We start from the raw sequence: 21603 nt of genomic DNA, 5'->3' as shown, positions 1-21603 counted from the left end.
CCGAGCGCCCCGCCCCGCGCAGCCGCGCCCCACGACTTCGACGAACCGCACTTTCCGACCAGGGGGACCCCCTTCATGCACGCAGACCTCTCCCGCTCCACCTTCCGCCCGGAGCGGCACTACTCGGCGGTGCTGGTCCAGCAGGGCCGCGTCCAGCTCGACGCCGACGCCAACGAACAGACCGCGATCCAGCTCCATCAGGCCCGCGCGCTCGCCACCGACCTCATCGGCCCGCACGGCGGACCGCGCGACGCGGCCGGCTTCCGGATCGAGTACGTCGGCGGCAAGCACGACATCGACACCCTCCTCATCCACGGCGGCCGGTACTACGTCGACGGCATCCTGTGCGACGCGGACCGCCCGGCCGCCGGAGTCCCGGTACCGGACGAGGACACGGAGGACGGTACGGACGGCGCCGACAGCGCGCACGGCGCCGACACCGAGGGACAGGGCGCCGCGCAGCCGGACCCGCACTGGACCTACTGGGACCAGCCGGACGGCTTCCGCGACCCGGAGAAGCCCGGCGACCGGCTGCCCTCGCCCGCCCAGGCACCCTTCGTCGCCTACCTCCAGGTCTGGGAGCGCGCGGTCACCGCGGCCGAGGACCCGGCGCTGCGCGAGGTGGCGCTCGGCGCGGCGATGCCGGACACCGCCGCCCGCGCCAAGGTCGTCTGGCAGGTCCTGCCCCTGGCGCTCGCCGACCTGGACATCGAGGCCGCCGAACCGTCGAAGGACACGGTCCGCGAGGCCTTCGCCCGCTGGGCCCGCGAGCGGACCGTCTCCTCGTCCCGTCTCGCCGCCCGCGCCGAACGCCCGGGGCACGCCGACGAGGACCCCTGCCTGGTCAAGCCGGACGCCCGCTACCGCGGCCCGGAGAACCAGCTGTACCGGGTCGAGATCCACGCGGGCGGCGCGGCGAAGGACGCCTCGTTCAAGTGGTCGCGCGAGAACGGTTCCGTGGTCTTCCCGGTGGACGAACTGGACGGCACCTGGGTGCGGTTGGCGTCCCTCGGCCACGACGACAAGCTGGATCTGGACGTGGGCGACCGCGTGGAGTTCACGGACACCGCGTACGCCTCCCGCCTGGAGCCCCTGCCCCTGCTGAGGGTCGAGGAACTGGACCTCCCCGGCCGCCGCGTACGCCTGTCGGCGGAGCCCGAGCCGGGCGTCGGACGGCTGCCGCACCTCAACCCCTTCCTGCGCCGCTGGGACCACCACGAGGGCCCGCGCCGCAAGGGCCGCACGACGACGCTGCGTGCCGGAGCCGTTCCCGTCACGGAGGGGGAGTGGCTGCCCCTGGAGGACGGCGTCGAGGTGTACTTCGCCAAGGGCGGCGCCTACCGCACCGGCGACCACTGGACCGTGCCCGCCCGCACCGCGACCGGCGGCGTCGAATGGCCGGTCGACCGCTCCCGCAGGCCACTGCTCCGGCAACCGGCCGGAATCACCCGCCACTTCGCGCCGCTGGCCCTGGTCAAGGGCGAGGCGGGCGCCGTGGACCTGCGCCTGGCCTTCGCGCCGCTCGCCACCGACGTCCCGGCGGCGGACGAGGCGACGCTCGCGGCGGAGACGAGGGCCCGTGAGGAGGAACAGCAGGCCGAGGCCGCCGACCCGTCGGGCGGCAGGTCCCAGACCACCGCGGAGGCGGAGCACGCCGCGGACGCAGAAGCAGACGCGCAAGGAGAGAAGTAACCCATGGCCACACCACTGACCGCGTCCAAACTGGTGGCGATCCTGCGCGCGGAGGGCCTGACGGTCCACGAGGTCCGCAACTGGCGCAGCCACAACCGCAACAGCAAGGGCGCCTGGGGCCCCATGAACGGTGTGATGATCCATCACACCGTCACCTCGGGCACCGCCGCCTCCGTCGACATCTGCTACGACGGCTATTCCAGCCTGCCCGGACCCCTGTGCCACGGGGTGATCGACAAGAAGGGCCATGTCCACCTGGTCGGCAACGGCCGCGCCAACCACGCCGGCCTGGGCGACGGAGACGTCCTGCGGGCCGTCGTCAACGAGACGAAGCTCCCGTCCGACAACGAGGCGGACACCGACGGCAACCGCCACTTCTACGGCTTCGAGTGCATCAACCTCGGCGACGGCAAGGACCCGTGGCCCGAGGTCCAGAAGGAGGCGATCGAGAAGGTCTCGGCCGCGATCTGCCGCGCCCACGGCTGGAGCGAGCGCTCCGTGATCGGCCACAAGGAGTGGCAGCCCGGGAAGGTCGACCCGCGCGGCTTCACGATGGACAGCATGCGCACCCGCATAGCGGCCCGCCTGAAAGGCAAGCCGACCTCTCCCAAACCCCCCACCACACCCCCCAAACCGTCGTACGTCCCCTTCCCGGGCAGCGCCTTCTTCCATGTGGGCCAGAAGTCCGCCGTCATCACGGCGATGGGCCGCCGCCTGGTCGCGGAGGGCTGTGGCCGCTACGAGTCCGGCCCGGGCCCCGACTGGACGGAAGCAGACCGCAAGTCGTACGCGGCCTGGCAACAAAAACAAGGCTTCAAAGGCAAAGACGCAGACGGAATCCCAGGCAAAAAAACCTGGGACGCCTTGAAGGTCCCCCGCTAGCCCCCAAGAGGGCGCCCTCCGGGGCGCCCTTCAAGGGGCGCGGGGAACTGCGCGCTCAGCCACGACGCTCCCGCACGTCAAAAAAACCGCCACCCCCACTCCCTAAGGGGCGCGGGGAACTGCGCGCTCAGCCACGACGCTCCCGCACGTCACAAACACCGCCACCCCCCCCGGAGGGGCCCCGCCGTCACCCCCCGCTAGGCGGATAGGACGGCCGCTCAGGAATCCCCACCCCCGCCGAGGGCAACGCAGGCAACGCCCCCTCGAAAACCCACGCAGCGAACAGCTCGTCCAACGGCTCCGCAGAATACCGAGCCACATGCGCCGCGAACGCAGCCGTGGTCACCGCCCCACCCCGATGCACGGTCACCCACCCCCGCAGCATCCGGAAGAACGCCTCGTCCCCCAACGCACACCGCACGGCGTGCAACACCAACCCGCCCCGCTCGTACAGCCGGTCGTCGAACATCAGCTTCCGCCCGGGATCGGCCAGCCGAAGATCCTGCGGCTTCCCGGCCAGCCCCCGGTGCGCGATCCCCGCCAGCGCCTGCGCACTGCGCCCACCCGACCGCTCGGACCACAACCATTCCGCGTACTTCGCGAACCCCTCGTTCAGCCAGATGTGCCGCCAGTCGGCGATGCTCACACTGTTCCCGAACCACTGGTGCGCCAACTCGTGCGCGACGAGCCGCTCGGACCCCCGCCCGCCGTCCACATGGTTCGCACCGAACAAGGACAGGCCCTGTGCCTCCACGGGCACGTCCAGCTCCTCCTCGGTGACCACGACCGCGTACTCACCGAAGGGGTAGGGCCCGAACAGCTCCTCGAAGAGCGTCATCATCGCGGGCTGCCGCGCGAAGTCCCGCGAGAACTCGGTGAGCAGCCGTGCCGGAATGTGCCCCGACTGCGGCACCCCGCCCAGTCCCGGGTCACCGAGCAGCACGGTCTGGTACTTGCCGATGGAGAGCCCGACCAGATAACTGGACGTCGGCGCCGCCTGCTCGTACACCCATGTGGTCGTGGACGCCTTGGGCGTACGCGTCAGCAGCCGCCCGCCCGCCACCACCGAGTACGCCGACGGCGTGGTCACGGCGATCTGGTACGAGGCCTTGTCGGCGGGCCGGTCGTTGCACGGGTACCAGGACGGCGCCCCCACCGGCTGGCTCGCCACCAGCGCCCCGTCCTCCAGTTCCTCCCAGCCGATCCCGCCGAACGGGCTCCGCACCGGCTTGGGGTTGCCCGACCAGTGGACCTCGACGGTGAACGCGGCCCCGGCCCGCAGCGGCTTCGCCGGGCGGATCCGCAGCCGGCCGCCCCGGTGCGTGTAGTGCGTGGCCCGCCCGTCGACCCGGACCCGCCCGATCCGGAAGTCGGCGAGGTTCAGCTGGAACTCGGCGAGCGGCGACCGGCCCGCTATGGCGTTCAGACGCGCGGTGCCGGACAGCCGGTTGGGTCCCGGACGGTAGTCCAGGGCGAGTTCGTACCGATGGACCCGGTAACGGGGATCGCCGTTCGCCGGGAAGTACGGATCCGCTCCCACTGTCTGCTGAACCACTGAAGTATCTGCTCCCTGCGCTGTGCTCGTACGGCGTGCCGGCATCGCCTCCCGGGCGCCGTACGAGCCGCGTCTGGGAACGCGACGCCTAGGAACGCCACGCCTCGATCGGGTTGCCCAGCCAACGGGTGTCGTCGGGAACGGATTCCGCCGCCATGACGAGGGACGCGGGTCCCAGTGTGCTGCGCGCCCCGACGGTGCTGCCGGGCAGAACGATTCCGCCCGGGCCCAGGGTGGCGCCCTCACGGAGGACCACAGTATCCGTCCTCAAGATCCGGTCGTGGAAGAGGTGGGTCTGCAGCACACAGCCACGGTTGACCGTCGCCGCGTCCTCCAGTGTCACCAGATCCGTCTCCGGCAGCCAGTAGCTCTCCACCCAGACACCCCTGCCGATGCGGGCGCCGAGGCCGCGGAGCCACAGGTTCATGACGGGAGTACCCGGCACGGACCCGGCCAACCACGGCACGGCGACGACCTCGACGAAGGTGTCGGCCAGCTCGTTGCGCCACACGAAACCGCTCCACAGCGGGTGCTCACCGGCCCGGTGACGCCCCACGAGCAGCCACTTCGCGACCACGGACAGCAGCCCGGCCGCCGCCCCGGCGCCCAGCAGCACCAGCCCGGCGAGCGCCCAGGCCCACGCCCCCAGCGCGCTGAGCGCGGCCACCGTCAGCACGGCGAGCGCCGCCGAGCAGAAGACGGGCACGATCCGGCACAGTTCGACGAGCCCGCGGGCCCACAGCAGCCGTACGGGCGGGTCGTACGTCAGGCTCTGGTCGCCGTCCTGTGTGGAGCGCGGCAGCCTGACCGGCGGCAGCCCCAGGTAGGAACTGCCCTTCTTGGCCTTCTTCGGCGTCGCGGACAGTACGCCGACGAGTCCGCCGTCCGGCACCGAGCGGCCAGGGCCGGTCATCCCGGAGTTCCCGAGGAACGCCCGGCGCCCGATCTCGGCCCGCCCGATCCGCATCCAGCCACCGCCCAGCTCGTACGGCGCGGTCAGCGTGTCGTCGGCCAGGAACGCGCCCTCGCCGACCGTCGTCAGGCTCGGCAGCGCGAGGACCGTCGACACCTCGGCGCCCCGGCCGATCCGCATCCCGAGCAGCCGCAGCCACACCGGCGTGACGAGTCCGGCGTACAGCGGGAACAGCGTCTCGCGGGAGCGGTCCATCAGCTGGGTGACGGTCCAGGCCTGCCAGCCGGTCCTGCTGTGCGTCGGATGCGTACCGGGCCGCAGCCCGAGGCTCAGCAGCCGCACGGCGACCAGCAGGAGCAGCGCGAACGCGAGACCGAAGGCGAGGGTCGCCGGCACCAGCGCCACCGCGGCGCCCCGCAGCGCGTCGACGAGCCCGGCGTCCGGGGAGACGAAGGCGCCCACGACGAGCAGCGCGGCCAGCCCCGACACCACGGGCAGCATCGTCAGCGCGAACCCGGTCGCCCCGTACATCACCCGCCAGTACGTGCCCTTCTGGGGGCGCTCCTTGGGCCAGTCCCGCTTGGCCTTGCCGAGCTTGGCCGCGGGCGAGCCCGCCCACCGCTGACCGGTGGGCACCTGCCCGGAGACCGCCGAACCGGGGGCCACCTCGGCCCGCTTGCCGACCCGGGCGCCGGGGAAGAGGATGCTGCGGGTGCCGACCACGGCGTGCGCGCCGACCTTGACCGGGCCGATCTCCAGCCGGTCGCCGTCCAGCCAGTGCCCCGACAGGTCCACCTCGGACTCCACGGCGGCACCGCGGCCCAGCTTGAGCATGCCGGTCACGGGCGGCAGCGAGTGCAGATCGACGTCCGGTCCCACCTTGGCGCCCAGCGCCCGCGCGTACCGCTCCAGCCAGGACCCGGTCAGCGAGGTCGCCCCGCTGAACTCGGCGAGCCGCTCGGCCGCCCACAGCCGCAGATGCACGCTCCCGCCGCGCGGATACCGGCCGGCCTGCACACCGCGCAGGAGCAGCCGTGCGCCGCCCGCCCCGATCGCGAGCCGTCCGGGCGGGCTGAAGAGCAGGGCGGCCATGGGGGCGATCAGCCACCAGGAGGCGGTCGGCGCCCACGGGTACGCCCCGAACCAGTGCAGCGCGTTGCCGAGCGCGGCCAGCGCCACGGTCCAGCGCAGCCCGAGCAGCGTGAACAGGGGGAGGAGCACCAGCAGCTGCACTGCCTTGGCCCGCAGGGGGACCGGCGCGATCAGCCGCTCGGCGCCGTCGCCCTGCGCGGACCTCTCCAGATGCCGGGCGAGCTTGCGCAGCACCGGCTGCTGGTAGATGTCGAGCACGGCGGCGCTCGGGTAGCGGGTGCGCAGCCGGGTGGTGAGCAGGGCGGCGGCGAGGCTGCCGCCGCCGATCGCGAAGAAGTCGTCCCGGGCGGAGCCCACCGGGATGCCCAGCACCTCGCTCCACTGCTCGGCGAGCCACGCCTCGGTCCCGTAGAGCTGCTCGGTGGGTCCGCCGGTCTCCAGGTTCTCCAGCGGCCAGGGCAGCGCGTCCCGGTCGACCTTGCCGGACGTACGGGTGGGCAGCTCGGGCACGAGCGCGATCAGCGGGACGAGGGCGGCGGGCAGCTCGGCCCGCAGCCGCTCGACGGCGGCGGCGTGATCCCAGCCGCCGCCCTCACCCCCGCCCTTTTGGACCTCACCCTCCCGGACCTCGTCCTGGATCTTCTCCTGGACCTCGTCCTGAAGCACGACATAGCCGACGAGCAGCTGGTTCCCGCCGCGCGCGGTGCGCACGGCGGCAGCGGCTCCGGCCACCCCGGGCAGCCCCTGGAGAGCGGTGTCGACCTCGCCCAGCTCGATCCGGCGTCCGCCGAGCTTGATCTGCTCGTCGGCCCGCCCGAGGAAGATCAGCCCCTCCGGCTCCGCCTTGACCAGGTCACCGCTGCGGTACGCGCGCTCCCACCCGAGCGATTCGAGAGGGGCGTACTTCTCGGCGTCCTTCTCGGGATCGAGGTAGCGGGCGAGCCCCACGCCCCCGATCACGAGCTGCCCACTGCCACCCATGGGCACGGGGTTCCCCGCCTCGTCGACGACGGCCAGTTCCCAGCCGTCGAGCGGCAGCCCGATCCGGATCGGCTCCTCGCCGGTCATGAGCGAGGCACAGGCCACGACGGTCGCCTCGGTGGGCCCGTAGGTGTTCCACACCTCACGCCCCTCGGTGACCAGGCGCTGCACCAGCTCGGGCGGGCAGGCCTCACCGCCGAAGATCAGCAGCCGTACCTCGTTGAGCGCCTCCGGCTCCCACAGGGCGGCCAGCGTCGGCACCGTGGAGACGACGGTGATCTCCTGCTCGACCAGCCAGGGCCCGAGGTCGGCGCCGCTGCGCACCTGGGAGCGCGGTACGGGCACCAGGCAGGCCCCGTAGCGCCATGCGAGCCACATCTCCTCGCAGGAGGCGTCGAAGGCCACGGAGAGCCCCGCCATGACCCGGTCACCGGGCCCGATGGGGTCCTCGGTGAGGAAGAGACCGGCCTCGGCGTCCACGAAGGCGGCGGCACTGCGGTGACTGACGGCCACGCCCTTGGGCTTGCCGGTCGAACCGGAGGTGAAGATGATCCACGCGTCGTGCCCGACCCCGGGCCGGGAGGCGGGCACCTCGCTGCGGCCCTCGACGGTCAGCTCGTGCCCGGCCCCGACGACGGCGCGTACGCCCGCCTCGCCGAAGACCAGCTCGGCGCGCTCGTCGGGGTCCTCGGCGTCCACCGGCACGTAGGCGGCCCCGGCGGCCAGTACGGCCAGAATGGCCACGTACAGCTCGTTGGTGCCGGACGGCACCCGTACGCCGACGCGGTCCCCGAGGCCGACCCCCGCGTCGCTCAGCCGTCGCCGCAGCGCCTCGACCTCTATGGCGAGGGCGCGGTAGCTGAGGGACCGGCGGCCGTCGTCGAGGGCGGGCTCGTCGGGATACGCGCGCACGGAGGCGTCGAGGATGTCGACGAGCGTGCGCGGTGAAGGTGCGGAGGCTGCGGAGAACCGCGCCCGGTCGCCGAACTCGGCCCGTACCTCGTCGTCGGACAACTGGAACGCGGGGCCATGCTGGAGGGCTGCCATCGGGTCCTCACATGTCGTACCCGGATGCACCGGGGGAGCCGGCGGGCCCGCAGGTATGCCTGGGGATATTCCACTCAGCTCCGAACAAGCGTGGAATTTTAGTACGACGCTAGCCCCGGCCTCGCGCCCCAGCGACGCGAACGGGTCCGTGCGGGCCCCTCCGGCCGGTGCCCGCACCTCTCTGACATGGGGTTATGTCACCCTGACGAGATGTGCCCCACACTTGCCGGAAACACGCTGATCGGCAGGCCGACTGTTCAGTTCTGATCGTTGATGGATATGACCGTCGTTCATGGTGATGGCGCCGCCGGGTTCTCGCTCCACTGAGCTGCCGTGTCCCGTGGGCCCTTTCAAGTGGCCTGCTGTGAGCGGCTGTTGAGGCCGAAAGCGGCGATGTTCCTTTGTGGCCGGTTGTGTTGACACTTGTCGTGGCCCGTGTGACGGTTGTGAATCTGGTCCTGGCCTGGACATGCACTCTTCGATCCACTCTTCGTTCATTCATTGACGGAAGTGAGAGTCATGAGCTCAGGAATACGGCGCCGCAGCATCCTGTCCGCGGCCGCGCTGGGCACCGCGGCGGGCTCGCTCGCCCTCTCCGCATCGACGGCACACGCATCGCACGGCTCCGCGCCGTCGGCGGCCGCCCTGCCCGCCGAGGACGGCTACGACCTGTGGCTGCGCTACCCGCAAGTGGAGGACGCCGGCCTGCTCGACCGCTACCGGGCCGCCCTCGGCACCCTGGTCCGGCAGGGCGGCGGCCCGCTCCAGCGGTCGGCGGCGGACGAGCTGGCCCGCGGACTGACCGGACTGCTCGGCACCCGGGTCAGGCCGCGAACCACCGCCGCGGCGAAAAGCGCGCTCGTGGTCGGCACCCCGACGAGCTCCGCCCTCGTCCGCGAACTCGTCGACCCGGCCGGCCTGGAGGGGCTGGGCGCCGAGGGATACGTCATCCGCGCGGTGCGCAAGCACGGCAGGGACCACGTCGTGGTGGCGGCGCTCGCCGACCGCGGCGTGCTCTACGGCGCCTTCCACCTCCTGAGACTCGTACAGACCCGGCAGCCGGTGGAGCACGTCGACCTCACGGAGTTCCCCGCCGCGCCGCTGCGCGTCGCCGACCACTGGGACAACCCGGACGGTTCCATCGAACGCGGCTACGCGGGCCGGTCCTTCTTCGACTGGGACGAACTGCCGCGCCTCGACGACAGATACACGGACTACGCACGCGCCCTGGCCTCGCTCGGCATCAACGGAGCGGTGATCAACAACGTCAACACCCCCGCCGACTACCTCGCCGAGCCGTTCCTGACCAAACTCGCCGCACTGGCCGGCGTGCTGCGCCGCTACGGAGTGACCCTGTACGTCACCGCGAACTTCGCCGCCCCCATGGTGCTCGACGGACTGGCCACCGCGGACCCCTTCGACGCGGAGGTGCGCGCGTGGTGGCCGAGGAAGGCCGCGGAGATCTACGACAGGATCGAGGACTTCGGCGGCTTCCTGGTGAAGGCCAACTCCGAGGGCCGCCCGGGGCCGCTGGACTACGGCCGCACCCACGCCGACGGCGCCAACCTGCTGGCGGACGCGGTGAGGCCGTACGGCGGGATCGTGATGTGGCGGGCGTTCGTGCACGACACCGACGCGGGCTGGGACCGGCAGGCCTACGCCGACTTCACTCCCCTGGACGGGAAGTTCGCGGCGAACGCCGTCGTGCAGATCAAGAACGGGCCGATCGACTTCCAGGTCCGCGAACCGGCCCACCCCCTGTTCGGCTCGCTGCCGCGCACCAACTCGATGATCGAGCTCCAGGTGACACAGGAGTACACGGGGCACGCCACCCATCTCTGCTACCTGGTCCCGCAGTGGAAGGAGGTCCTGGACTTCGACACGCTCAAGGCCGGCGAGGGCAGCACCGTGGCCCGTGTCGTGACCGGCCGCGTCCACGCGTACACGCACCACGGATTCGCCGGCGTGATGAACTTCGGCGACGACCGCAACTGGACCGGATCCCACCTGGCCGCCGCCAACACCCACGGCTACGGACGGCTGGCATGGGACCCGGGGCTGTCCGCGCGGGAACTGGCCGACGAATGGACCAGGATGACGTTCGGCAACGACCCCCACGTCGTCGCCACCGTCTCCGCCCTGCTGCTCGACTCCTGGCGCACCTACGAGGACTACACCTCGCCGCTGGGCACCGGCTACCTCACCCATCCGCCGGACGGCTCGGTGACCGGGCATCTCGACCCCAGCCCGACCACGACCGGCCAGTTCCACAAGTCGGACCGCGACGGCATCGGCTACGACCGTACCGCCACCACCGGAAACGGCTACACCAAGCTGTACGCCCCGGCGACGCAGGCGCTCTACGACTCGCTGGACGACTGCCCGGAGGAACTGCTCCTCTTCCTGCACCACGTCCCGTACACCCACCGGCTGGACAACGGCAGGACCGTGATCCAGCACATCTACGACACGCACTTCTCCGGCGCGGCCCGCGTGACGGAGATGAGCGGCCGGTGGGACGGGCTGCGCCGGCTCGTGGACCGCCGCCGCCTCGCCGAAGTGCACCACCGGTTCGCGCAGCAGCTGACCAGCGCGGACCAGTGGCGGGACACCCTGGTCGCCTACTGGTTCGAACTGAGCCGCGTCCTCGACGAGGACCGGAGCTGGCTCCAGGCGGTCGTGGCCCCGGCCGACACGGCCCTGCTGGGCGGGGAACGCAACGAGCTGCCGGTGCAGGTCGTCAACGCCACGGGCTCCGGGCTGCGCACCGAGATCACGCTGGACGTTCCCGAGGGCTGGCAGTCCGGGGACGCCACCACCTACGTCGACTCGCGCGAGGACGAGACGGTGAAGGTGGCCGTCGTCCCGCCGCCCGCTCCCGCGCTCACCACCCTGCACGCACGCCTGCGCTCCGGCTCCGTGCCCGTGCTCGACGCCTCGCTGCGCAGTCTGGCCAGGACCGTCGTCCTGCCTCCGGCCGCCCGCTGCGTGCACGCGCTGGACGCCGGGCCCGCCTCGGCGCCGGTACTGAAGGACTACACCCGGCTCACCCCCGCCAGTGTCTGGGCCGAGGGAGCGGCCTTCGGCTGGGTGGGCAACACACCCGACGCCACGGACACGGGCCTGTTCGACGTCGTCCGCCGGGACTACGTACGCGACAGCGCCCCGGCCGTGCTCCGGCTGAAGCTGCCCGCGGGCCCCTGCACCGCCCACCTGCTCACCGGTGATCCGAACACGCTCAACAGGACACTGATCGTCCGCGTGGACGGAGTGGAGAAGGCCCGCACCCCACAGCTCGACGGCCGGGAGTTCACCTGGGTCGAGATCCCGCTCGGCGACGGACCCGCAGGCCGCGAGGTGGACGTGGAGCTCTCCGCGAAGCAGGGCCAGACCTGGCATCTGAGCGCCTGCGTGGTCCTGGCCGACGCATAGGACATCGGACGCACAAGACAACCGGACGCAACCGGACGCACAAAACACTGGTGGGGAACGAGCTCTGCCCGTTCCCCACCAGTGTTCTTGTGCTCTGTGTCCGAGGGGGGACTTGAACCCCCACGCCCGATAAAGGGCACTAGCACCTCAAGCTAGCGCGTCTGCCATTCCGCCACCCGGACAAGGTGTCTGTCGCGCGGGGTTCCCCTCGCGGCGACGAAGGAAACATTACCAGGCTTTGGAGAGCCCCCGATCACGGGGCGATCGCCCCGTGATCGCCGGGCGGCGGGCGTGAACGGCGTGTGACGGGCGTGGTCCGGCCTTGGGCGGGGAGGAACGGAGAGGGAGGATGAGGGGGAAGGACGTGGGGGACCACCAGCAGTGACAGTGGGAGGAAGCACGTGAGCGAGCAGGACACGGCCAGGAGCATCAAGGGTGAGGACGAGGTCGTCGACCTCTGCCGCGAGCTGATCCGGATCGATACGAGCAACTACGGCGACCACTCGGGCCCGGGCGAGCGCAAGGCCGCCGAGTACGTCGCGGAGAAGCTCGCCGAGGTGGGTCTCGAACCGCAGATCTTCGAGTCGCACACGGGCCGCGCCTCCACGGTGGTCAGGATCGAGGGCGAGGACCGCTCGCGGCCCGGACTGCTCATCCACGGCCACACCGACGTCGTACCGGCGAACGCCCAGGACTGGACGCACCACCCGTTCTCCGGCGAGATCGCCGACGGCTGTGTGTGGGGCCGCGGCGCGGTCGACATGAAGGACATGGACGCGATGACCCTCGCGGTCGTACGCGAGCGGGTGCGCAGCGGTCGCAAGCCTCCCCGCGACCTCGTGCTGGCCTTCCTGGCCGACGAGGAGGCGGGCGGCACGTTCGGCGCCAAGCACCTCGTCACCAAGCACCCCGATCTCTTCGAGGGCGTGACGGAGGCGATCGGCGAGGTCGGCGGCTTCTCCTTCACGGTCAACGAGAACCTGCGGCTGTATCTGGTGGAGACCGCCCAGAAGGGCATGCACTGGATGAAGCTGACCGTGGACGGCACCGCCGGGCACGGTTCGATGATCCACAAGGACAACGCGATCACCGAGCTGTCCGAGGCGGTCGGCCGGCTCGGCCGGCACAAGTTCCCGGTGCGGGTGACGAAGACCCTGCGGCACTTCCTGGACGAGCTGGGCGACGCCCTCGGCACCGAGCTCGACCCGGAGAACATGGACGCGACGCTGGCCAAGCTCGGCGGGATCGCCAAGCTCATCGGCGCCTCGCTCCAGAACACCGCCAACCCGACCCAGCTGGGCGCGGGCTACAAGGTGAATGTCATCCCCGGCCAGGCGACCGCGCACATCGACGCCCGCTACCTGCCCGGTTACGAGGAGGAGTTCCTCGCCGACCTGGACCGCATCCTCGGCCCGAACGTGAAGCGCGAGGACGTGCACGCGGACAAGGCCCTGGAGACCACCTTCGACGGGGCCCTCGTGGACGCCATGCAGACCGCGCTGATCGCCGAGGACCCGATCGCGCGGGCCGTCCCGTACATGCTCTCCGCCGGCACCGACGCCAAGTCCTTCGACGACCTCGGCATCCGCTGCTTCGGCTTCGCCCCGCTGAAGCTGCCGCCGGAGCTGGACTTCGCCGGGATGTTCCACGGTGTCGACGAGCGGGTCCCGGTCGACGCCCTGAAGTTCGGCGTGCGGGTGCTCGACCGCTTCATCGAGGCGTCCTGAAATAAACCGCTGAACCGACACTCCAATAATCGCCAGCGCGTACGGAGCCGACTGAGAAGAGTGAATGCGCTCATAAGCTCGTAGCCCTATTACTCCCTCCTCGTTACTGCTGATGTGATCCGCAGCTTGGATCACATGTGACTACTAGGAGGAACAATGATCAAGAAGATCGTCGCCGCTGCGGCTGCCACGGGTGGCCTCGTTCTCGCCGGTGCGGGTCTTGCGGTCGCCGACGCCGGTGCGCAGGGTGCTGCTGTCGGCTCCCCGGGCGTGCTCTCGGGCAACGTCGTCCAGGCGCCCATCCACATCCCGGTGAACGTCTGCGGCAACACGGTCTCCGTGATCGGGCTGCTGAACCCCGCCTTCGGCAACACCTGCACCAACGTCTGACCCTTTGCTCGACGTCTGACGATGTGTTCACCTCATGAGGGCCTGCATCCCATGAAGGTCTGAATCCATGAGGGTCAAAAGTCCGCGGCCCCGGAGTGCGTGCCATGCGCTCCGGGGCCGCCGATATTCCGTATACCGCGCTATCGCGCACCACACGGTTCACAAGGGGCAGGGAAAAGCTATGCGACAGGTCACCCGCAAAGGCCTGATGACGGTGGCGGCGGCAACCGGGGTCCTCGCGGCCACCGGGGGGTACGCGCACGCCGACTCGGGGGCGCACGGCACCGCTTCGGGCTCCCCGGGCGTACTCTCCGGCAACTCGGTACAGGCGCCGGTGCACGCGCCCGTCAACGTCTGCGGCAACACCGTGAACGTGGTCGGCGTGCTCAACCCGGCGGTCGGCAACAAATGCTCCAACAAGGGGCCGGGCAAGGGGACCGGCTCCGGCCACCACGGCAACGGCGGCTCGAACGGTGGAACGGGATCGCACGCCGGGGGGCACGCCGGTGACTCGCCCGGGGTGGGCTCCGGCAACCACGTGGAGATTCCGGTCGACGTACCGGTGAACGTCTGCGGCAACAGCGTCTCCGTGGGCGGGGTCGGCAACACGGCCACGGGCAACGCCTGCGGGAACACCGGCAGCGGCGGGCACGGGACCACGACTCCCGGGCACGGCGGGCACGGTGGACACGGCGGGCCCGACTCTCCGGGCAAGCCGGGACAGCCCGGTGACGCGGAGCACCCGGGTACACCGGGCGGCCCGGGCAAGCCGGGGCAGTCGGACGGCTCGGACGGTTCGGACGACTCGGGTCGGCCCGGTGCGGCGGGGCACGGAGGCGGGGGCGCCTCGAACGCCGACGCCTCGAACGCCTCGCACGCGCACGCCTCGGACGCGAACGCCGCCGGCGCCCGGGCCGACGGTTCCGCGCACCTCGCGCAGACCGGCGCCGGTGTGCCGCTCGGCCTCGCGCTGCCCGTGGGCGCGGGCGCGCTGCTGGCGGGCGCCGTGCTCTACCGCAAGGCACGCGCCTCGGCGTGAGCGCCTGAGCCCGGGCAGATCGTCCGGAGCGGGCCCCGCACGAGCGGGGCCCGCTCCGTTTCAGCCTTCCCGCGTCACCATGTGGCGCGCACCTGGCGGATGATCCGCCGGCGCAGCCGCACCCTGCGGCTGCCGTCGGTATGCAGGCTGAGGCGGTCCAGTTCCCAGTGTCCGTACTCCGCGTGGTCCGTGAGCAGGCGTGCCGCTTCCTTGCGGGAGACCCCGCGCGGCACATACACGTTGACAAATTCGTATTCCGGCATCGCATCTATTGTGCGTGCGGAGGCCCGGTACGGATAGCGTCTGCACTATGTCTGATGCTGCGCAGCCCACCGCTGCCGAGGTACGCGCCGCCGCCGAGGCGGTGAAGACCGCGCTCGACCGCCACCTGGCGGCGGTCGAGCGCAGGTCGGGTGAGGACGACCCGGCCGTCTACGAGGCGTTCAACGAGTTGGCTGCGGCCGCCGAGGAGTACGACGAGCTTCTCTACGACCGCTACGACGAGGTCACCCCTTTCGAGATCCCCGGCTCGGACGACGCCCTGCCGCCGTACACCGGGCCGGAGGAGCCCAACGCGCTGAGCGTGCTGATCCGCCGGGACTACGCGGTGGTGGAGCCGCAGCGGCTGCTGGCCCAGGCGCAGCGGGTCGAGGCGGTCGAGGAGTCCGGGGCGGTGACGGCGGGCTTCGACGCCGCGTCCGGGACCGTGCACGGTGCGCTCGGCGTCCTGTTCGGCGAGTTCGAGCCCGACGAGATCGCCTCCCGGCACAAGGAGTTCGGCCTGGAGGAGGGCGACTCGACGCTGTGGGTGACCGCCTCGGACGAACCGGTGGAGCCGGGTGAGTGGCTGGAGGCCCCGTTCGACCAGGCCGACACCCACCAGGTGGTGTGCCGCTTCGACGTCAGCGCGGTCTTCGACGACGACGCCGATGACGGCATCGACGACCTCGACGGTATCGACGACATCGAGGACGAGGTGACGGACACCGTCGAGCCGGAGCTGGAGGGCACCCTCGACGAGACGGATGCGGAGGCGGCGGACCTGAGGTCGCGCAACGCGGACCGCTGACGGTCCGGCCGCACTCCGGACAGCCCGCTGCACTGCCACGGTGGCGGTCACCGGCCCCGCAAGGGCCCGGTGACCGCCACCGTCGCGTCAGGGGTACGGGCCCGGGCTCAGACCGACGGCGGGATCTGAGCCGTGATCAGGGCCGGGAGCCTCGTCGTACGGGGCTTCGCGGCGATCTCCGCCACCGCGCGCGGCAGCGCCTGCTCCACGCCGTGGACCACGGAGAGGTGCCGGTCGGCGCGGCCGAAGGCGGTGTAGACCCAGGGCCGGGAGAGCGCCTGTGCCGCGTCGCCGGGCAGCACCACGACCGCGGCGGGCCAGCGGACCCCGACGGCCTGGTGGGCGGTGAGCGCCCAGCCGTGCCGCACGGTCTGCTCCACCCGCTCCTTCGGTACGACGACGGGCTCGCCCGCGCACTCCAGGTGCAGCCCGTCGGCGTCGGCCTTCACCACCTGGCCCAGGACCGAACGGCCGGGCGCCGCGGAGTACGCCACCCGGTCGCCCGGGTCGAAGCCGCCGAAGCGGCCGGGGCCAGGGTTGAGCCGCTCCTTCAGCGCCGCGTTGAGCACCCGCGTGCCCGCCGCGCCGCCGTGGCCCGGTGTGATCACCTGGGTCTCCTCGGCGGGGATGCCGATCGCGCGCGGCACCGAGTCGGCGACCAGCTGCACGGTGCGGTGGATCGCCTCCCCGGCGTCCCGCACCGGGATGATCACCACTTCCTTGCCCGGTGCCTCGACCTGGTTCAGCTCGCCGATGCCGATGCCCGAGACCAGTTCGCCGACGGGACCCGGATCCGGGGTCCGTGAGGCGATCTGCGGGCACACCCGCGTGGCGAGCAGATCCGCGAACACCCGTCCGGGGCCCGCCGACCACAGCACACCGGGGTCCCCGCTCAGGACGAGCCGGGCGCCGTCGGGCAGCGACTCGGCGAGCATCGCCGCGCTCTCGATGTCGAGCTGCGGCGCGTCCAGCACGATCAGGAGATCGGTCCTGAGCATGCCGTCGCGGTCGCGCCCCGGGCCCTCCTCGCCGGAGAGCAGACCGGCGACGGTGGCCACGACGGACGACGGACCCGCGTCCGCGTCCGAGGCCGCGTCGCGCGCGTCCGCGCCGGCGAGCAGGTCCGCGAAGCGGCGGCGGCCGTCCGGGTGGTGGGCGGCGGCGCACACCCTGAGGCCGAGGGACAGAGCGGCCGCCGCCAGGGCCGCGGGCTCCGCGCGGGACGCCTCGCCGCCGGTGTGCAGGACCAGGCCGCGGCCCGCGACCGCCCGGATCAGCTCGGCGGCCGAGCCGGTCGCGGCCGGCTCCCACGCCGCGGCGGCGCCTTCGTCCTTGGGCAGGGAGTTGACCACCCGGGCCAGCCCGTCGGCGAGGCTCTCCTCGGCGAGCGCGTACCGCTCCAGACCGATGAGAACGCGCACCGGACGCGCCTCCTCGGCCTCCTCCCCGTCCTCGCCGCTCTCGTCGTCCCGGGCGGCGTCCTCCACGGGCCGCCGGGGGGCCGGGGGTGTGCCACCGGGCTCGTCCAGCGCGTCCTGGAAGACCAGTGCGTCACCCTCGGCCAGCGCGCTCTGCACGGCCGCGTCGGGGTCGGGCACCGAGCGCTGCGCGAGCGCGGTGTGCAGCGCCGCGGCTTCCAGGGCGGTGTGCCCCACCAGCGCCGCCTGTTCGAGGAGCCACACCGTGACCGCGCGGCCCCGCCGCTCGTCGTCAGGACCGCACTCCGCGCCGAGCAGGGCCCGGGCGAACCCGTCGGCCTGCTCGGGACGCACGCCCGCCACACGGAGCAACTGCCACGGGTCCTCGCGCAGCTGCCCGTCCGCTCCCTCGCCGAGGGTGGCGGCGGTCTGCGGGGCCAGGGCCTCCGGGGCACCGCCCCGCACGAGCACGGCCCGGACCGCGTCGACGGACTCCGAGGCCATCGACGCCGGGGCGCCGGAGGGCACGGGCTGCGGGCGGCGCACCGGCTCCTGCGCGACCCGGCGCGGGGCGGGCTCCGGCCCGCTGAAGACGCTCGCCGAGGGCTTCTCGCCGCTCTCCACCGCCCGGACGGCCGCGAGCAGATCGGCGGCCTTCCCGCTCAGTGCCGTCCCGGCCAGGACCGGTCCGTCCTTCTCCGCCTTCCGCCGCTCGATCCGCTCCCGCAGCTCCCGCTGCGCGGCCAACTCGGCCTCGGCCTCGGACAGCTGGGCCGCACCCTCGGTGGCGTCCCCGGCGGGACTCCCGGTGTCCTCGGCGGCGCTGTCGACGGCCTCACCGTCCGTGCCGGCGTCCCCGTCGAGGGAGCTGTCCTCACCCGAAGCGCCCTCCACGGTGTCCGCCGAAGCGGTCACGTCGGCCCCGGTGTCCGGCCGGGCCTCCGTACCGGGCCCCTCGGACTCGGGACCGGCGTCCGGCGTCCCCGGCTCGGCTTCCTCCGCGGCGGCGGACGGCTCCGTGGTCACAGCGTGCTCCAGTCGTGATCGGGATAGTGGTGCACGGGCGCCGACACGTCGTCGAGCGCCCGGCAGATCTCGTCAGGAAGACTAAGGGTCTCCACTGACAACGCAGCCGTGAGCTGCAGCGCGTTGCGCGAGCCGATGATCGGGGCGGCCACCCCCGGCCGGTCGCGGACCCAGGCGAGAGCCACCTGGAGCGGCGTCACCGCCAGGCCGTCCGCCGCCGTCGCCACCGCGTCCACGATGCGGCTCGCCGCGTCGTCCAGATACGGCGCGACGAACGGCGCCAACTGCTCCGAGGCACCCCGCGAGTCCGCGGGCGTCGCGTGCCGGTACTTGCCCGTCAGGACGCCCCGGCCCAGCGGGGAGGACGGCAGGAGCCCGATGCCCAGGTCCAGCGCGGCGGGCAGCACCTCGCGCTCGACACCGCGCTGCAGCAGCGAGTACTCCATCTGCGTGCTCGCCAGCCGCGTACGGGTCCCGGGGGCCGCGAGCTGCCAGGTCGCCGCCTTCGCGAGCTGCCAGCCGCAGAAGTTGGAGACCCCGGCGTACCGGGCGCGGCCGCTGCTGACAGCGATGTCGAGAGCCTGGAGGGTCTCCTCCAGCGGCGCGTCCGGGTCGAAGGCGTGGACCTGCCACAGGTCCACATGGTCCGTGCCGAGCCGGGCCAGCGAGGCGTCGAGGGCGGACAGCAGATGTCCCCGCGAGCCGTCGAACCGCCGGTCCGGGTCGGGCACACTGCCCGCCTTGGTGGATATGACGAGGTCCCGGCGGGGCACGAGCCCGTCCATGAGCTGTCCGAGCAGATACTCGGCCTCCCCGTCCCCGTACACGTCGGCCGTGTCGACGAGGGTCCCGCCCGCCTCCCAGAACGCCTTCAACAGGTCCGCGGCGTCGTGCTCGTCGGTGTCCCTGCCCCAGGTGAGGGTGCCGAGACCGATGCGGGACACGCGCAGGCCGGTACGGCCGAGATGCCTCTGCTCCATGGTGGCTGAGATTACTGGCCACGGGTCGACGTGTGGGAAGCCTGTGGACAACCTTCGTCACATGATCCGCGACGCTGTCCCTGCCGCTCGGCCCGGTGGCGCGCTAGGGTGCCGGACAAGGGACGTTACTGATCAGTAAGGGGAATCGGCCATGCAGCTCGGGATCAACCTCGGCTACTGGGGTGCCGGAATGGACGCGGACAACCTCGCCGTGGCCAAGGAGGCCGACCGCCTCGGGTACGCGGTCTGCTGGGCCGCCGAGGCGTACGGATCGGACGCGGCCACCGTGCTGAGCTGGGTCGCCGCCCAGACCGAGCGGATGGACGTCGGGTCGGCCATCTTCCAGATCCCGGCCCGCCAGCCCGCGATGACCGCGATGACCGCGGCCACCCTGGACTCGCTCTCCGGCGGCCGTTTCCGCCTCGGCCTCGGCGTCTCCGGACCACAGGTGTCCGAGGGCTGGTACGGCGTCAAGTTCGACAAGCCGCTGGCCCGCACCCGTGAGTACGTCGAGATCGTGCGCAAGGCGATGACCCGCGAGCGCCTGTCGTACGAGGGTGCGCACTGGACCCTGCCGCTGCCGGGCGGCCCGGGCAAGCCGCTCAAGCTGACCGTGCACCCGGAGCGCGAGCACATCCCGCTCTACATCGCCGCGATCGGCCCGAAGAACCTGGAGCAGACCGGCGAGATCGCCGACGGCGCCCTGCTGATCTTCCCGTCCGCCGACCATCTGGAGGACACCGCGATCAAGCACCTGCGCGCGGGCCGCGAGAAGGCCGGTCTGACCATGGACGGCTTCGACGTCTGTCCGACCGTGCCGCTCGCGCTCGGCGAGGACAAGGACGTGGCGGCACTGGCCGACATGTTCCGTCCGTACACCGCGCTCTACGTGGGCGGCATGGGCAGCCGCAAGCAGAACTTCTACAACCAGCTTGCCCAGCGCATGGGGTACGAGCAGGAGGCCGCCGAGATCCAGGACAAGTACCTGTCCGGCGACAAGGAGGGCGCGGCGGCCGCCATCCCGCACCAGCTCATCGACCAGACCACGCTGCTCGGTTCCGTGGACCGCATCGCGGACCGGATGAAGGCCTACGCGGCCGCGGGTGTCACCACGCTCACGCTGGCCCCGGCGGGCTTCACCCTGGACGAGCGGATCGCCGCGCTGCGGGCCGGCACCGACGCCGCCGAGCGGGCCGGGGTCGCGTAACCGCGCCCGGCGGGACGCGGGAGCCGCGCGGGACGGGAGAGTTCTGCGGCCGTGGTGGGGGCTCGGGGGGTCTTCCCCGCCACGGCCGTCACGGAGAACAACGCGCGACGGCCCGCTCGGTTACGCGCCCGGCATTCCCTGCGCGTCCACCGTTCAGCGGATTTGTCCGACACAGATGTTGCCGCACCCCTGGCTGCCCATTTGACTCGTTCTTTGCGGACTCCCGCAGGAGGCGGGAGTCGCGCGTGGAGGTGGCAGTCATGCTTTCGGCCAAGAGTCTCTTCCAGGAGATCATCGACAACGACGAGTCCTTCCGGCTCTTCTGCTCCATCGCCGCCAGCGGGGAGACACAGGGCGGCTGGGAGAACGCGCGGATCGCGGCCCTCGTACCGGAGGCCGAGCGCGCGCTCGCACCCAAGATCACCCGGCACGGTGCGGACGAGGACAAGCACGGCCGGATCTTCAACGCCCTCATGAAGAAGCGCGGTCTGACGCCGGTGGAGATCCCGCCCGAGACCGACTACACGATGCTCCTGGAGAAGAACGGCATCGGCCTCACGCACGACAAGCTCAAGCGCGACGAACCCCTCACCGTGCAGGACATCGTCACCTACCTGTCCCACAGCAGGGTCACGGAACAGCGGGCCGCGGACCAGATGGTGATGCTCCGCAAGGACTTCGGGGACCATCCCGAGATCGGCAAGGCCGTACGGATGATCTCCGACGACGAGGACAACCACCTCGCGTACTGCCACGAGGAACTGCTGCGCTTCGCCCGGGCCGGTCACGGCCGGACCATCCAGCGGACACTGCGCGAGTGCGCGCTGGCCGAGGCCCGTGTCTACCGCGACGTCAGCCTCGCCGTGATGGCCCGCATGGGACGCATCCTCGGCTGGTCCCGGCCCAAGGCGGCGCTGCTCACCACGGGCATCCGCGCCATGTACGCGTACGAGCGGGCGGCCGGCTGGCGGCGGATGGTCTCCCTGACGATGCCGGAGCGGCGCGACGCCCTGGGTGGCCCGGCGACGGCGGCATCCGGATACGCCTGACCGCCCTCCCGCCCACCGCTCAAGGCCCGCCGCCGTCCACCGCAGGCGTCCACCACGCGCGCGTGGCGCCTCGTACGCGTCACGCGCGCGTGGAGCCCGTCCGG

Annotated in this window: 14 protein-coding genes and 1 tRNA gene; 9 read left to right on the top strand and 6 right to left on the bottom strand. The window is 72.0% G+C overall.

Annotated features, from left to right (window positions below; genetic code table 11):
• Positions 1-75 precede the first annotated feature (75 nt).
• Positions 76-1692, top strand: coding sequence for a DUF6519 domain-containing protein (locus tag J8N05_RS40710; RefSeq protein ID WP_210892156.1), 1617 nt, complete (start codon positions 76-78; stop codon positions 1690-1692).
• A gap of 3 nt (positions 1693-1695) precedes the next feature.
• Positions 1696-2574 carry a peptidoglycan-binding protein gene (locus tag J8N05_RS40705; RefSeq protein WP_210892154.1) on the top strand — a complete coding sequence of 293 codons (879 nt, stop codon included), beginning with the start codon at positions 1696-1698 and terminating at the stop codon, positions 2572-2574.
• 187 nt (positions 2575-2761) lie between these two features.
• On the opposite strand, the gene J8N05_RS40700 is transcribed toward J8N05_RS40705, so the two are convergent.
• Positions 2762-4174, bottom strand: a complete 1413-nt coding sequence (locus tag J8N05_RS40700; protein WP_210892152.1) for a M1 family metallopeptidase — start codon at positions 4172-4174, stop codon at positions 2762-2764.
• A gap of 43 nt (positions 4175-4217) precedes the next feature.
• On the bottom strand, positions 4218-8162 hold the full coding sequence (locus tag J8N05_RS40695; RefSeq protein WP_210892150.1) for a Pls/PosA family non-ribosomal peptide synthetase: 3945 nt from the start codon (positions 8160-8162) through the stop codon (positions 4218-4220).
• A gap of 519 nt (positions 8163-8681) precedes the next feature.
• Here J8N05_RS40695 and J8N05_RS40690 point away from each other — a divergent pair.
• Entirely contained in the window at positions 8682-11594 is a 2913-nt protein-coding gene (locus J8N05_RS40690; protein WP_210892148.1) for an alpha-glucuronidase family glycosyl hydrolase, read from the top strand.
• 97 nt (positions 11595-11691) lie between these two features.
• Here J8N05_RS40690 and J8N05_RS40685 read toward each other — a convergent pair.
• A tRNA-Leu gene (locus J8N05_RS40685) sits at positions 11692-11776 on the bottom strand.
• 219 nt (positions 11777-11995) lie between these two features.
• Between J8N05_RS40685 and J8N05_RS40680 the strand changes: the two genes are divergently transcribed.
• From J8N05_RS40680 to J8N05_RS40670, 3 genes are all read left to right on the top strand, one after another.
• A complete protein-coding gene (locus J8N05_RS40680) occupies positions 11996-13321 on the top strand; it encodes a M20/M25/M40 family metallo-hydrolase (RefSeq protein WP_210892146.1) in 1326 nt (441 codons plus the stop codon).
• Between the two features lie 156 nt (positions 13322-13477).
• A complete protein-coding gene (gene chpH, locus J8N05_RS40675) occupies positions 13478-13711 on the top strand; it encodes a chaplin ChpH (RefSeq protein ID WP_107021063.1) in 234 nt (77 codons plus the stop codon).
• A 181-nt stretch (positions 13712-13892) separates the two neighbouring features.
• Positions 13893-14750 (top strand): chaplin, encoded by an 858-nt coding sequence (locus J8N05_RS40670; RefSeq protein WP_210892144.1) that lies wholly within the window; start codon positions 13893-13895, stop codon positions 14748-14750.
• 74 nt (positions 14751-14824) lie between these two features.
• On the opposite strand, the gene J8N05_RS40665 is transcribed toward J8N05_RS40670, so the two are convergent.
• On the bottom strand, positions 14825-15013 hold the full coding sequence (locus tag J8N05_RS40665; protein ID WP_107021061.1) for a DUF5703 family protein: 189 nt from the start codon (positions 15011-15013) through the stop codon (positions 14825-14827).
• A gap of 47 nt (positions 15014-15060) precedes the next feature.
• Between J8N05_RS40665 and J8N05_RS40660 the strand changes: the two genes are divergently transcribed.
• Positions 15061-15819, top strand: coding sequence for a hypothetical protein (locus tag J8N05_RS40660; protein WP_210892142.1), 759 nt, complete (start codon positions 15061-15063; stop codon positions 15817-15819).
• 107 nt (positions 15820-15926) lie between these two features.
• On the opposite strand, the gene J8N05_RS40655 is transcribed toward J8N05_RS40660, so the two are convergent.
• Complete coding sequence (locus J8N05_RS40655; protein ID WP_210892140.1) at positions 15927-18263, bottom strand: helix-hairpin-helix domain-containing protein; 2337 nt, start codon at positions 18261-18263, stop codon at positions 15927-15929.
• Entirely contained in the window at positions 18260-19243 is a 984-nt protein-coding gene (locus tag J8N05_RS40650) for an aldo/keto reductase (protein ID WP_210892138.1), read from the bottom strand. The genes J8N05_RS40655 and J8N05_RS40650 overlap by 4 nt, the downstream gene beginning before the upstream one ends.
• A 151-nt stretch (positions 19244-19394) precedes the next feature.
• Here J8N05_RS40650 and J8N05_RS40645 point away from each other — a divergent pair, with 151 nt between their 5' ends.
• Positions 19395-20450 carry an LLM class F420-dependent oxidoreductase gene (locus J8N05_RS40645; protein WP_210892136.1) on the top strand — a complete coding sequence of 352 codons (1056 nt, stop codon included), beginning with the start codon at positions 19395-19397 and terminating at the stop codon, positions 20448-20450.
• Between the two features lie 260 nt (positions 20451-20710).
• Positions 20711-21499, top strand: coding sequence for a ferritin-like domain-containing protein (locus tag J8N05_RS40640; RefSeq protein WP_210892134.1), 789 nt, complete (start codon positions 20711-20713; stop codon positions 21497-21499).
• Positions 21500-21603: the final 104 nt, after the last annotated feature.

The sequence above is a fragment of the Streptomyces liliiviolaceus genome, from assembly GCF_018070025.1.
Classification (GTDB): Bacteria; Actinomycetota; Actinomycetes; order Streptomycetales; family Streptomycetaceae; genus Streptomyces; species Streptomyces liliiviolaceus.
Note: the sequence above shows the minus strand (reverse complement) of the source record. Positions and strands in the feature narration are given on the sequence as shown.